The organism is Flavobacterium daemonense (genome assembly GCF_007341385.1).
GTDB classification, from domain to species: domain Bacteria; phylum Bacteroidota; class Bacteroidia; order Flavobacteriales; family Flavobacteriaceae; genus Flavobacterium; species Flavobacterium daemonense.
Genome location: NZ_VJYD01000024.1, coordinates 1 through 12,455 on the forward strand (window position 1 = coordinate 1; position 12,455 = coordinate 12,455).

13 protein-coding genes and 1 tRNA gene are annotated in these 12,455 nt (G+C 34.1%); 7 read left to right on the forward strand and 7 right to left on the reverse strand.

Going from position 1 to position 12,455, the window contains the following annotated elements; all coding sequences use genetic code 11:
- Positions 1-2: 2 nt before the first annotated feature.
- Positions 3-75, reverse strand: a tRNA-Lys gene (locus tag FND99_RS19695).
- 127 nt (positions 76-202) lie between these two features.
- Between FND99_RS19695 and FND99_RS19700 the strand changes: the two genes are divergently transcribed.
- On the forward strand, positions 203-721 hold the full coding sequence (locus FND99_RS19700; RefSeq protein WP_144339639.1) for a shikimate kinase: 519 nt from the start codon (positions 203-205) through the stop codon (positions 719-721).
- Here FND99_RS19700 and FND99_RS19705 read toward each other — a convergent pair.
- On the reverse strand, positions 713-1,213 hold the full coding sequence (locus FND99_RS19705) for a phosphoribosyltransferase domain-containing protein (RefSeq protein ID WP_144339640.1): 501 nt from the start codon (positions 1,211-1,213) through the stop codon (positions 713-715). The two genes, FND99_RS19700 and FND99_RS19705, sit on opposite strands and share 9 nt — an antisense overlap.
- 75 nt (positions 1,214-1,288) lie before the next feature.
- The gene (locus tag FND99_RS19710; protein WP_144339641.1) at positions 1,289-1,678 is read right to left on the reverse strand and encodes an RNA-binding S4 domain-containing protein; all 390 of its coding nucleotides are present in this window, start codon (positions 1,676-1,678) and stop codon (positions 1,289-1,291) included.
- Positions 1,679-1,758: 80 nt separating this feature from the next.
- Here FND99_RS19710 and FND99_RS19715 point away from each other — a divergent pair, with 80 nt between their 5' ends.
- Complete coding sequence (locus FND99_RS19715) at positions 1,759-2,859, forward strand: FKBP-type peptidyl-prolyl cis-trans isomerase (RefSeq protein WP_144339642.1); 1,101 nt, start codon at positions 1,759-1,761, stop codon at positions 2,857-2,859.
- 77 nt (positions 2,860-2,936) lie between these two features.
- Here the strand turns inward: FND99_RS19715 and FND99_RS19720 are convergent, their stop codons facing one another.
- The 4 genes from FND99_RS19720 to FND99_RS19735 form a co-directional block, all read right to left on the reverse strand.
- Positions 2,937-3,890, reverse strand: a complete 954-nt coding sequence (locus FND99_RS19720) for a transketolase family protein (protein WP_144339643.1) — start codon at positions 3,888-3,890, stop codon at positions 2,937-2,939.
- 73 nt (positions 3,891-3,963) lie between these two features.
- A complete protein-coding gene (locus tag FND99_RS19725; RefSeq protein WP_144339644.1) occupies positions 3,964-4,812 on the reverse strand; it encodes a transketolase in 849 nt (282 codons plus the stop codon).
- A 241-nt stretch (positions 4,813-5,053) separates the two neighbouring features.
- Positions 5,054-5,353, reverse strand: a complete 300-nt coding sequence (locus tag FND99_RS19730; RefSeq protein WP_144339645.1) for a hypothetical protein — start codon at positions 5,351-5,353, stop codon at positions 5,054-5,056.
- A 107-nt stretch (positions 5,354-5,460) separates the two neighbouring features.
- Complete coding sequence (locus FND99_RS19735) at positions 5,461-6,324, reverse strand: polysaccharide deacetylase family protein (RefSeq protein ID WP_144339646.1); 864 nt, start codon at positions 6,322-6,324, stop codon at positions 5,461-5,463.
- A 149-nt stretch (positions 6,325-6,473) separates the two neighbouring features.
- On the opposite strand from FND99_RS19735, the gene tgt reads away from it, so the two are divergent.
- The 5 genes from tgt (at position 6,474) to dnaB (ending at position 12,385) form a co-directional block, all read left to right on the forward strand.
- The gene (gene tgt, locus FND99_RS19740; RefSeq protein WP_144339647.1) at positions 6,474-7,604 is read left to right on the forward strand and encodes a tRNA guanosine(34) transglycosylase Tgt; all 1,131 of its coding nucleotides are present in this window, start codon (positions 6,474-6,476) and stop codon (positions 7,602-7,604) included.
- Positions 7,605-7,671: 67 nt separating this feature from the next.
- The gene (locus FND99_RS19745) at positions 7,672-8,760 is read left to right on the forward strand and encodes an LptF/LptG family permease (RefSeq protein ID WP_144339648.1); all 1,089 of its coding nucleotides are present in this window, start codon (positions 7,672-7,674) and stop codon (positions 8,758-8,760) included.
- Positions 8,747-9,634, forward strand: a complete 888-nt coding sequence (locus tag FND99_RS19750) for a DMT family transporter (RefSeq protein ID WP_144339649.1) — start codon at positions 8,747-8,749, stop codon at positions 9,632-9,634. Before FND99_RS19745 ends, FND99_RS19750 begins: the two co-directional genes overlap by 14 nt.
- A gap of 112 nt (positions 9,635-9,746) precedes the next feature.
- Positions 9,747-10,700, forward strand: coding sequence for an acetyl-CoA carboxylase carboxyltransferase subunit alpha (locus tag FND99_RS19755; RefSeq protein ID WP_144339650.1), 954 nt, complete (start codon positions 9,747-9,749; stop codon positions 10,698-10,700).
- 140 nt (positions 10,701-10,840) lie between these two features.
- On the forward strand, positions 10,841-12,385 hold the full coding sequence (gene dnaB / locus FND99_RS19760) for a replicative DNA helicase (RefSeq protein WP_144339651.1): 1,545 nt from the start codon (positions 10,841-10,843) through the stop codon (positions 12,383-12,385).
- Positions 12,386-12,455: the final 70 nt, after the last annotated feature.

Sequence of the window (12,455 nt, forward strand, 5' to 3'; positions counted from 1 at the left end):
TGTGACCCGACTGGGGCTCGAACCCAGGACCCCATCATTAAAAGTGATGTGCTCTACCGACTGAGCTATCGAGTCATATTCGTTTCTTGAATGCGGGTGCAAATATAAGGAGTTATTTTGGAAGTTTCCAAGCATTTTTATTATAAATTTGTCTTTTTTTACAAAAAGTTCCCAATGTCTTAGTTTATAAGGTTTTATTAATATGAAGAAAATAGTGTTACTTGGTTATATGGGTTGCGGAAAGTCAACAATTGCCCAAAACTTGTCAAAAATTACAAATATTCCGTTTCTGGATTTAGATACTTGTATCGAAAAAAGAGCAAATCTGTCTATAAATGAAATTTTTTCTAAACATGGAGAGATTTATTTTCGAAAATTAGAACACGAAATGTTTTTAGAATTACTTAATTCTTCAGAAAATAATATTATCGGTCTTGGTGGAGGAACGCCATGTTATGCAAATAATCATTTATTGCTTCAAAATGACAATTTAGTTTCTATTTATTTAAAAGCTTCAATTGAGACTTTATATAATAGGTTGGCGCAAAACAAGAGCAAACGCCCTTTGATTGCAAATATGGAAGAAGAGGAAATGAAGGAGTTTATCGCAAAACATTTGTTCGACAGAAGTTTTTATTACAACCACGCACAACATAAAGTGTCGGTTGATGGAAAATCAGTCGAAGAAACAGTTGATGATATTTTGAAAATCTTAGCTTAAGAAAGCGTAATTATCGCCATTTTCGTCAAAAACAACCTGAACATGCTCCAGTAAAGAAGTTGATAAGGAGATTCCTTTAAAATCAGCCTTTACTGGGTATTTTTTATGATTTCGGTCAACTAATACTGCTGTTTTGAATTTCTTAAGCGGAACGTCTAAAAAATGACGAACAGCATATATTAATGTCGTGCCCGAATTAAGAACATCATCAACTAAAACTAATCCTTTGTTTTGATATTCTTCTTTGGTCAAAGAAGTCTGAATTGGCAATTGCGGATTTTGTTTGTCTACTTTAACCTCGCAAGTTGAAACTTTTAAAGTAGAAATATTGCTTAAAGCTAATGCTATTTTTTGAGCAAAAATAGATCCGTTAGAAGCGATTCCGGCAATCACAACTTCTTCTTCGTCAACAAATGTTTCGTAGATTTGATAAGCGATACGTTTGATTTTATGTTCGATTTCCTGATTCGTTAAAATGATATTTTTGCTCATGATTTTATTTTTTTGCTAAAATACGATTAGAATTTTAGATTTTAAATTTTAGATTTCAGATTTTTGAGTTTGGATTTAATTTTCGTCTTCTTCGTCAAAAATCTCGTTTCCGTACTCATCAATGTCTCTTCGGTCTTTTTTGGTTGGTCTTCCTGTTCCGCTTTTTCTGTAATGTTCTTTAGATAGTTTTAATAGCTCTAAATGTGCGTAAGCTTCAGGCGGCGTTTCGTTTTTTCGGTATATATCGACAAGTTTTGCTCCTACACGACTTTCCGGAATATCAAGAACGGTTATAATTTGTGTAATTTGATCTTTTCTAAAGGTTATTCTGTCTGTAGGAAAAACTTCTTTAGATGGTTTGGCAACCTGCCCATTTACTGTGATATGGTTTTTTTTACAAGCTTCGGTAACCATGTTTCTGGTCTTGTAATAACGAACGCACCATAAGTATTTATCTATTCTCATAATTTTTCTAAAATCGAAGTTAAATTCTTTACAAAAATAAATCAATATTGTATCTTGCGCACCTAAAAAATTAACTAATAATGAATAAATTTAAATATTATTTTATTTTATTGCTCGCTGGTATTGCCATGGTTTCTTGTAATAAGAGTGATGATGATGAAACTACTGTTGACCTGAGGGATTATAAAGAGCAATATAAAGCAGATAATGACTTGATAATACAATATTTAAAAACCAATTACATTAAGGAAGTTACCGCGAATTACGATATTGTGATAGAAAAGATTCCTGATGGCGGTACTCAAACTTCGATTTGGGATCAAAAAACGTATCCTTTGAAGGTAAGAAAAGTTTACAATCATGATGTTTATTATGATGTTTATTATTTGGAATTAAGAAAAGGAACTGGTGAAGCGCCATGTAATACAGATAGGATATTTGCTTCTTATTCGGGTAATTTGCTTGACGGAACTCTTTTTGATACGTCATATGGATACGGAATGACCTTCGATTTGTTTGTCTATACTCAAGGTGCCGTAATTGACGGTTGGGGAGAGATTTTTCCTCAGTTCAGGACAGGAACTTCGACGACTGCGCCAAACGGAGAAATTACTTATGATAATTTTGGAGCAGGTGTAATGTTCTTGCCTTCGGGACTTGCGTATTATGCATCTGCACAGGATAAAATTCCTGCATATTCTCCTTTAGTATTCAGTTTTAAATTATACGGACTTTTGAGAATGGATCACGATACGAGGATAGAAGGTACAACTGTAACTGCTTCTCCAGATGGTGTTCCTGATTATTTTGAAGATGTTAATAAATATATGGGTGCAGATGGTGATAGTAATGGTTATGTTTATGACTTAAGAGATTTAGTAAGATATCCAAATCCGCCAGCATGGATGAAAGATGATACTGACGGTGATGGTCTAGCAGATTTCTTGGATATTGATGATGATGGAGATGGTTATACTACTTTGTTTGAAATTACGAAGCCTACCGATGCACCTAATACTGGTATCAGCAAATATTATCCTTTTGATCCAATTCCGGATAATCCTAGTACGCCAAATATAGATGAAACTGAAACGTACGGTATTCCTGCATTTGGAGGAGATTATACTTCGCCAGGAAGGTTAAGACTTCATGTTGATAAAAATCACCATAGTGTGAAATAATAAGATCAAATAAGAACAAAATAAAAAACCTCGAAATTCAATTTCGAGGTTTTTTTATGAAGTAAGAAAAGGAAAAATTACTTTCTTTTAATAACTCTTTCTACAGCTTCAACAATTGCTTGATTGTTTAATTTGTATTTCTCCATTAATTGCTCAGGAGTTCCAGATTCGCCAAAACTGTCTTGTACAGCTACAAATTCTTGTGGAGTTGGATTGTGTAAAGCTAATACGCCTGAAACGCTTTCTCCAAGACCTCCAAGGTAATTGTGCTCTTCTGCAGTAACCACACATCTTGTTTTAGCAACCGATTTAAGGATTGCTTCTTCATCAAGAGGTTTAATAGTATGAATGTTGATTACTTCAGCAGAAATTCCTTTTGCTTCTAAAGCTTCAGCAGCAATAAGAGCTTCCCAAACCAAGTGGCCTGTTGCAATAATAGTAACATCTGTTCCTTCGTTTAATAGAATTGCTTTTCCTATTACGAAAGGTTCGTCAGCAGGAGTGAAGTTTGGTACAACTGGACGTCCGAAACGTAAATAAGCAGGTCCGTGGTGATCCGCTAATGCTAAAGTTGCTGCTTTGGTTTGGTTGTAATCACAAGTGTTGATTACAGTCATTCCAGGCAACATTTTCATTAATCCGATATCTTCTAATATTTGGTGTGTTGCACCGTCTTCTCCTAAAGTCAAACCGGCGTGAGAAGCACAGATTTTTACATTTTTATCTGAATAAGCAACAGATTGACGGATTTGGTCGTAAACTCTTCCTGTAGAGAAGTTAGCGAAAGTTCCTGTAAAAGGAATTTTTCCTCCAATTGTTAAACCTGCAGCGATTCCGATCATGTTTGCTTCAGCAATTCCGATTTGGAAAAAACGCTCTGGATGATTTTTTTTGAATTCATCAAATTTCAATGAACCAATTAAGTCAGCACATAATGCTACAACATTTTCGTTTTTTTGACCTAGTTCAGTCATTCCCGCTCCAAAACCAGAACGAGTATCTTTACTTCCTGTATTTTCGTATTTTTTCATTTTGTTTTTTTGCTATACGCAATAGGCTGTAGGCAATAGGCTTAAAGCTTAATGCTTACTGCTTAAAGCTTTTTTAATAATCTGCTAAAGTTGAAACGTTTTGAGCCAAAGCACTTGCTAATTGGTCATTGTTTGGTGCTTTACCATGCCAAGCGTGAGTATGCATCATGAAATCTACACCATTACCCATTTCTGTGTGCAATAAAATACAAACAGGTTTTCCTTTTCCTGTTCTTGATTTAGCATCAGTCAATCCAGCGATAATAGCATCGATATTGTTTCCTTCTTTAATTTCTAAAACATCCCAGTCAAAAGCTTCAAATTTAGCGCGAATGCTTCCCATTGGTAAAACTTCGTCAGTTGTTCCGTCGATTTGTTTTCCGTTAAGGTCAATAGTTGCAATAATGTTGTCTACTTTTTTTGCAGAAGCATACATAATAGCTTCCCAGTTTTGACCTTCCTGCAATTCACCGTCTCCGTGTAAACTATAAATGATGTGATTGTCTTTGTTTAATTTTTTAGCTTGCGCTGCTCCAAGAGCTACAGATAAACCTTGTCCTAATGAACCAGAGGCAATTCGAACACCAGGCAACCCTTCGTGCGTTGTTGGGTGACCTTGTAAACGAGAGTTTAATAATCTGAAAGTAGCAAGTTCTGAAACTGGAAAATAACCGCTACGTGCTAGAACGCTGTAAAAGACAGGAGAAATATGTCCGTTTGAAAGGAAAAACAAGTCTTCTCCAATTCCGTTCATATCAAAACCTTCTTTGCGGTCCATAATATTTTGATATAGTGTTACCAAAAATTCAGTACAACCTAATGAACCACCTGGGTGTCCAGAGTTTACAGCATGTACCATTCGAAGAATATCTCTTCTTACTTGGATCGTTAAATCGCTTAATTGTTGTGTGTTAGGCTTCATTTTATATGTAAAATTTTAAACTGAAGCAAAAGTAATTGTTATTTTGCGGGGAGACAAATGATTTTCTGCTTTAGTTAGCCTCAATTGTTAAATTTTTTTGACTTTTTTTCATCAGATTTGACGAAAATTCGCGATTTTGACAATTGCGCATAATTTCATGCCACAGATTAAATGTTTTATAGTGTAAAAAATACACTTAACATGTAGCAAAAATATATTTACAGAGAATTTTATATGAAAATTAGTTTGTGTCGCTTTCGCTGTAGAAATTGTTTTCTTCGTCTTCAGCACCAATTTCTTCCTGATCATCATCTAATTCTGAACCCGGAACGTCAAGATCATCTCCGAGTTTATCACTATTTTGTTTCCACTCATGATTGTTTTCGTCAATAGTTTTTTCGTTAGATATTTCGTCGGGATCAATATCTTCTAACTGATCTTCTTGGTTGAAAATGTCTTCATTTGAAGGGTAATCTAAATTTTCGAGATTTCTTTCAATTTGATTTTCTTTTGCTGTATTCTTATCTTCTGAGTTTATCATGATTTCTAAATTTTATATGTCTTATAAAGTTATGAAATCTATTTCTTTAGCTTTTATATTTTAGAAATCAGAAAATTGTAATATTTACATTAAGGATAAAAATTATCTCATTTTCTAATTAAAGAAATCTCTTTCCAATTAATAAGTTGAATGTTGTTTTCTTTGAGTTTTGCTGTACATTCTGAGCTTGTAAAAAAATCGAAGTCGATTTGTCGCCACGCCGCACCAAAATTTGGATGATTTACAGTAATCCCTTGCATTTCAAAATCATCGAACGCAGGATGAAGCAAAAAAACATTAAATCCGGGAACGATGTTATCCAAGGCTTTTTCGTATGATTTTCTAAGTTCTCCTTTTTCGAAATCTGAATAATAACCAATTAACAGATTATCGGCTAAAAGCGTGTTTTCAAAATTGTATTTTTCTTCAGATAAACTAATAGATTCTACAAAATCTTTATTGATGAAAACTGGTAATTTGTATGTTTTTCCGAGTTCTTTATAAATTTCTAAAATTTCTGGGGTTACACCGACACTGCACATATGTGAATCAAGATGCGTAGGCTTAATGCCGAATTCTAAAGCTTTTTCAATTTGAGCAGTAAGTTCTTTTTTGATTTCGGATGGCCTTGCGTTGTTTTTGAAATCTTTTCTTGTTTTATAAAAATGACCATTTTTATCAACTAAACTTGAAACTTCAGAAACTGGAAGAATTGGGCCGAATTTATAATTTTCCCATTCGCAAGTCAGCGTTAAATGAATGCCACAATCAAAGTTTGGGTTTTCTCTTGCGAAAATTGCCATTTCATAAAACCACGGGCACGGAACCATAATACTATATGAATTAACAGAGCCATTTTTAAGTGATTTTATAGTAGCCTGATTTTCTGAATGTGATAATCCGGCGTCATCGGCATGGATGATTAAGAGTTTGGCGTTTTCAGGATATCCGAGTTTTTGAGCTAAGTTCATTTTTAATTGATTTTATTCAAATTTAAAAAAATATTGAGTTTACGTTTTATATTGTTTTTGAATTAACTCAATTTTATAAGTGACAAATTGCCTAATTAATTAAATTTCCCTGAAATTAGCTTATCTTTGCCGACTGAAAAAAGAAACAGATGAAGTTTGATTTATTACAAAAAGATCCGCAGTCGAAAGCGAGAGCGGGAAGTATCACTACTGATCACGGAGTTATAGAAACTCCTATTTTTATGCCTGTTGGAACAGTTGCTTCTGTAAAAGGAGTGCACCAACGCGAGCTTAAAGAAGAAATAAATCCGGATATTATTCTAGGAAATACATATCATTTGTATTTGCGTCCGCAGACTGAAATTCTTGAAAAAGCTGGCGGTTTGCATAAATTCATGAATTGGGATCGTAATATTTTGACTGATTCTGGTGGTTATCAAGTGTATTCGCTTTCTTCAAACCGAAAAATTAAGGAAGAAGGGGTGAAGTTTAAATCGCACATTGATGGTTCATACCACTTTTTTACTCCAGAAAATGTAATGGAAATTCAGCGTACTATTGGTGCTGATATTATCATGGCTTTTGACGAATGTACGCCTTATCCTTGTGATTACAGATATGCACAGCGCTCTATGCACATGACACACCGCTGGTTGGATCGTTGTATTAATCATTTGGAAAAAGTACCTTATAAATATGGTTACGAACAAACCTTTTTCCCTATTGTTCAAGGAAGTACTTATAAAGATTTGCGTCGTCAGTCGGCTGAATATATTGCAAATGCTGGTCAGCAAGGAAATGCAATCGGCGGACTTTCGGTTGGAGAACCTGCTGAAGAAATGTATGCAATGACAGAAGTGGTTTGCGAAATCCTACCAGAAGATAAACCTCGTTATTTAATGGGCGTTGGAACTCCAATTAATATTCTAGAAAATATTGCGTTAGGAATTGATATGTTTGATTGTGTTATGCCAACGCGTAATGCAAGAAACGGAATGTTGTTTACGGCGAACGGAACGATCAACATCAAAAACAAAAAGTGGGAAGCTGATTTTTCTCCAATTGATGAAATGGCACACACTTTTGTTGATACCGAATATTCTAAAGCATATTTGCGCCATTTGTTTGCTGCTAATGAGTATTTAGGGAAACAAATTGCAACAATTCATAATCTTGGTTTTTATATGTGGTTGGTTCGTGAGGCTAGAAAACATATCTTAGCCGGAGATTTTAGACCATGGAAAGAAATGATGGTTAAAATTATGAGCCAAAGACTTTAAAATATGTTGATTTGTTTAATCGTTTACTCGGTTAAACGATTAAACAGATAAACGATTAAATCTTACTATGTTAACAATAATAGATAAGTATATTTTAAAAAGATATTTAGCCACTTTTTCGGTGATGATTTTATTATTTATTCCGATTGGGATTGTAATTGACGTTTCTGAAAAAGTGAATAAAATGTTGGAGAACAAGATCCCGTTTACGGATATTGCGATCTATTACTACAACTTTACTATTTATTTTGCTAATTCGCTTTTTCCGATATTTTTGTTTTTATCGGTGATTTGGTTCACTTCAAAATTGGCAAATAACACAGAGATTATTGCGATTTTAAGTTCTGGAATTTCATTTACACGCTTTTTGAGACCTTATATTATTGGCGCTTCGATCGTTTCTATTTTCGTGCTTTTAATGGGATTCTTTATTGTTCCGGCAGCCAGTGAAGGTTTCAATAATTTTAGATACACGTATTTAAAAGGAAACGGAAAAGTCGAGATGATGGGTAATAATACCAATGTGTACAGACAATTAAATGATCACGATTTTATTTATGTAAACAGTTTTAACGAAGAATCTAAAACGGCTTTCAATTTTACGCTAGAGCATTTTGAAAAGGAAAAAATGACCTATAAAATTGCTGCAAGCCGAATTAAATGGGATCCTAAAAAGAAAACATATATTTTATATGATTACACTAAAAGAACTCTTGGTGAATTAAATGATGTAATCGAAAAATCTCCAGAAAAAGAGATTAAGTTTAAATTTGAATTAGCCGATTTGACACCGGTTGTTTATATTGCCGAAACACTTTCTCTAGGAAAATTGATCGATTTTATTGACAAAGAAAGAAAAAGAGGTTCAGGAAATATTAATGTTTATTTGGTCGTGCTTTATAAAAAATACAGCGTACCAGTTTCTGCCTTTATTTTGACAATTATTGCCGTGGCGGTTTCGTCTATGAAACGTCGTGGCGGAATGGGAACTAATTTGGCAATCGGAATTGCAATTGCTTTCTCATTTGTATTCTTCGATAAAATATTTGGAACCCTTGCCGAAAAATCTACATTCTCACCTTTATTAGCTGTCTGGTTCCCGAATATTGTTTTCGGAATTTTGGCAGTTTACCTACTACGTAATGCGAAACGATAATTTAAAAAGTTATTTAAATCTTCATTTAATTGTTTTTATCTGGGGTTTTACAGCCATTTTGGGCGCTTTAATAACCATTGATGCCGAAAATTTAGTTTGGTTTAGAATGCTTCTTGCTATGTTGTTTTTAGGAGCATTTATTATTTATAAAAAGCAATCTTTCCAAGTTCCGATTAAAGAACTTTTCAAACTGATTTTTGTTGGTTTGTTGATTGCCCTGCATTGGATTTTCTTTTTCAAGGCGATTCATGTTTCAAATGTTTCCATCACACTCTCGATATTTTCTCTCGGAGCATTTTTTGCCTCTTTGTTAGAACCGCTTTTTTATGGAAGAAAAATATTATGGTACGAAGTTTTTTTTGGATTAATTATAATCGCAGGACTAGGTTTGATTTTGCAGGTTGAAATTAAATATCTTACAGGTGTTTATTATGCATTGGCCGCAATAATTCTTGGTGTTTTATTTACCTTAATGAATGGGAAATTGATTTCAGATCATGAACCGTCTGTAATTACATTTTATGAGTTTGGAGCTGGCGTTTTTTTCATCACAATTTATTTTTTATTTCAAGGAAAATTCACCGCCGATTTCTTCACCTTATCCTTAAATAATTGGATTTGGTTGTTTATTTTGGCATCTATATGTACGGCTTATGCTTTTACGGCATCTGTAAAAGTTATGCAGCGATTGACTCCTTATACCGTAATGTTAACGACTAATTTAGAGCCAGTTTACGGAATTATGCTGGCGTATTTTATTCTTGGCGGAAAAGAAAAAATGAGTACTGAATTTTATATTGGAGCCGTAATAATCATCATTACAGTTATTTTAAATGGCGTTTTCAAACATTATAAAAACAAGAAAGAAGTGTAATAGTTTACTTATCTTTTGAATTACAATTTGATACTTTACTAACAATTAACTATGCCAATGATATAATATTTTTATATTTGCGGTTCGATTTAAAAACAAAATTCAAAAATCCATGGAATATTTAGATTTTGAGCTTCCAATCAAAGAACTTGAAGACCAGTTACAAAAGTGTGTAATTATTGGAAAAGAATCTGAGGTTGATGTAACAGCAACGTGCAAGGAAATCAACAAAAAATTAGAGCAAACTAAGAAAGATATATATAAAAACCTTACGGCTTGGCAACGAGTACAATTGTCAAGACATCCTAACAGACCTTATACTTTAGATTATATCAGAGCAATTTGCGGTGATACATTTTTAGAACTTCATGGAGACAGAAATTTTAAAGATGATAAAGCGATGGTTGGCGGTCTTGGAAAAATAAACGGTCAGTCGTTTATGATCATTGGACAGCAAAAAGGTTTTAATACAAAAACACGTCAATACCGTAACTTTGGTATGGCAAATCCTGAAGGATACCGTAAAGCTTTGCGTTTGATGAAAATGGCTGAGAAATTCGGAATTCCAGTTCTTACTTTAGTTGATACTCCGGGTGCATATCCAGGATTAGAAGCTGAAGAAAGAGGTCAAGGTGAGGCAATCGCAAGAAATATTTTTGAAATGGTTCGTTTACAAGTGCCGATCATCACTATCATTGTTGGTGAGGGTGCTTCGGGAGGAGCTTTAGGAATTGGTGTTGGAGACAGAGTTTATATGTTGGAGAACACTTGGTATTCTGTAATTTCTCCAGAATCTTGTTCTTCAATTTTATGGAAAAGCTGGGAGTACAAAGAACGTGCTGCTGATGCTTTGAAATTGACTTCATCTGATATGAAAAAACAAAAATTAGTTGATGATGTTATTCCAGAACCACTAGGCGGAGCACACTATGACCGCGAAACTACTTTTAAAACAGTGGCGGAATATATTACCAAAGGATATAACGAATTGAAAGACTTATCAACAGCTGAATTAATTGCCCAAAGAATGGACAAATACAGCAATATGGGCGAGTTTAAAGAGTAAATTCATATAAATTGATTAAAAATCCGAAGCCCTGCGGTTTCGGATTTTTTTTTGGTTATCAACAAAAAAACTTATTTATAAACATCGTAATAGTTATAACTCACTGACAATTTTTTTTTAAATTTTGTTACTTTCGCTATATGGAAAATTTCAAAAATGTAAACCCTGTAAAGGTAGATAAAACGACTATTATTAATCTCGAAAAAGGAAAACTTCCTCCGCAAGTTATTGATCTTGAAGAGGCTGTTCTTGGTGCGATGATGATTGATAAAAAAGGGGTAGATGATGTAATTGATATTTTACAGCCAGACGCTTTTTACAAAGATGCACACAAGCATATTTTTGAAGCGATTTTGCAGCTTTTTACAGAAACACAGCCAATCGACTTATTGACGGTTTCGACACAATTAAAGAAAAATGGAAAATTAGAAGTAGCGGGAGGTGATTTTTACTTGATTCAGCTTACGCAGAAAATTGCATCGTCTGCGCACATCGAATTTCACTCGCGTATTATTCTTCAGAAATTCATTCAAAGAAGTTTGATCCGAATTTCATCTGAAATTATTGAAGAATCATATGATGAAACTACAGATGTTTTTGATTTATTAGATAAAGCCGAATCTAAATTATATGAAGTAACTCAGGGAAATATCAAGCGTAGTTCTGAAACGGCTCAGAGTTTAGTTCTTCAAGCAAAAAAACGTATTGAGGAAATCGCCGGAAAAGAAGGTTTGAGTGGTATTGCAACTGGTTTTGAAAAACTAGATGAGGTAACTTCTGGATGGCAGCCTTCGGATTTGATTATTATTGCTGCTCGTCCTGGTATGGGTAAAACGGCTTTCGTACTTTCTATGGCACGAAATGTTGCGATCCAGTTTGGACATGCGGTTGCTGTTTTCTCTTTGGAGATGGCATCGGTTCAGTTGATTACAAGGCTTATTTCATCAGAGACAGGTTTGTCTTCGGAAAAATTAAGAACAGGAAAATTAGAAAAACACGAATGGGAGCAATTAAGTACTAAAGTTAAAAACTTAGAAAAAGCACCATTATTTATTGATGATACGCCTTCACTTTCGATATTTGATTTACGTGCAAAATGTCGTCGTCTAGCTTCGCAACACGGAATTAAATTAATTATTATTGACTACTTGCAGTTGATGACTGCGGGAGGAAACGGAAAAGGAGGAGGAAATCGTGAGCAGGAGATCTCGACAATTTCTCGAAACTTAAAAGCTTTGGCAAAAGAGCTTAACGTTCCGGTTATTGCACTTTCTCAGTTATCTCGTGCTGTTGAAACTCGTGGATCTAGTAAACGACCATTGCTTTCGGATCTTCGTGAATCTGGAGCGATTGAGCAGGATGCCGATATTGTATCGTTTATTTACCGTCCTGAATATTATAAAATTGAAGAATGGGATGATGATGAAGCATCTCCTACAGCTGGCCAAGCGGAGTTTATTATAGCCAAGCACCGTAATGGTGGACTTGAAAATATTCGTTTGAAATTCTTAGGACACTTAGGTAAGTTTGATAATCTTGAAGAATTTAGTGGTGGATTTGACGATTTGCCTTCAAAAATGAATCATGACGATAATCCGTTTATCACTAAAAATCTACCTTCTGCGAATGAAGCTTTTGGAAGTAATCTCAATGATGACGACGATGATAGTGATGTCCCATTTTAATTACAATTTAAAAACCTTTTTATAAGGTTTTTTTTTGTGTCTTAATGTTAAAATTATTAATTAATTTCAG

Coding starts and splice junctions, on each gene's coding strand:
- FND99_RS19735 (WP_144339646.1), bottom strand. CDS start 6,324: ATGAACTTAGCTCAAAAACTCGGATATCCTGAAAACGCCAAACTCTTA.
- tgt (WP_144339647.1), top strand. CDS start 6,474: ATGAAGTTTGATTTATTACAAAAAGATCCGCAGTCGAAAGCGAGAGCG.
- FND99_RS19750 (WP_144339649.1), top strand. CDS start 8,747: ATGCGAAACGATAATTTAAAAAGTTATTTAAATCTTCATTTAATTGTT.
- FND99_RS19700 (WP_144339639.1), top strand. CDS start 203: ATGAAGAAAATAGTGTTACTTGGTTATATGGGTTGCGGAAAGTCAACA.
- dnaB (WP_144339651.1), top strand. CDS start 10,841: ATGGAAAATTTCAAAAATGTAAACCCTGTAAAGGTAGATAAAACGACT.
- FND99_RS19730 (WP_144339645.1), bottom strand. CDS start 5,353: ATGATAAACTCAGAAGATAAGAATACAGCAAAAGAAAATCAAATTGAA.
- FND99_RS19745 (WP_144339648.1), top strand. CDS start 7,672: ATGTTAACAATAATAGATAAGTATATTTTAAAAAGATATTTAGCCACT.
- FND99_RS19725 (WP_144339644.1), bottom strand. CDS start 4,812: ATGAAGCCTAACACACAACAATTAAGCGATTTAACGATCCAAGTAAGA.
- FND99_RS19755 (WP_144339650.1), top strand. CDS start 9,747: ATGGAATATTTAGATTTTGAGCTTCCAATCAAAGAACTTGAAGACCAG.
- FND99_RS19705 (WP_144339640.1), bottom strand. CDS start 1,213: ATGAGCAAAAATATCATTTTAACGAATCAGGAAATCGAACATAAAATC.
- FND99_RS19720 (WP_144339643.1), bottom strand. CDS start 3,890: ATGAAAAAATACGAAAATACAGGAAGTAAAGATACTCGTTCTGGTTTT.
- FND99_RS19715 (WP_144339642.1), top strand. CDS start 1,759: ATGAATAAATTTAAATATTATTTTATTTTATTGCTCGCTGGTATTGCC.
- FND99_RS19710 (WP_144339641.1), bottom strand. CDS start 1,678: ATGAGAATAGATAAATACTTATGGTGCGTTCGTTATTACAAGACCAGA.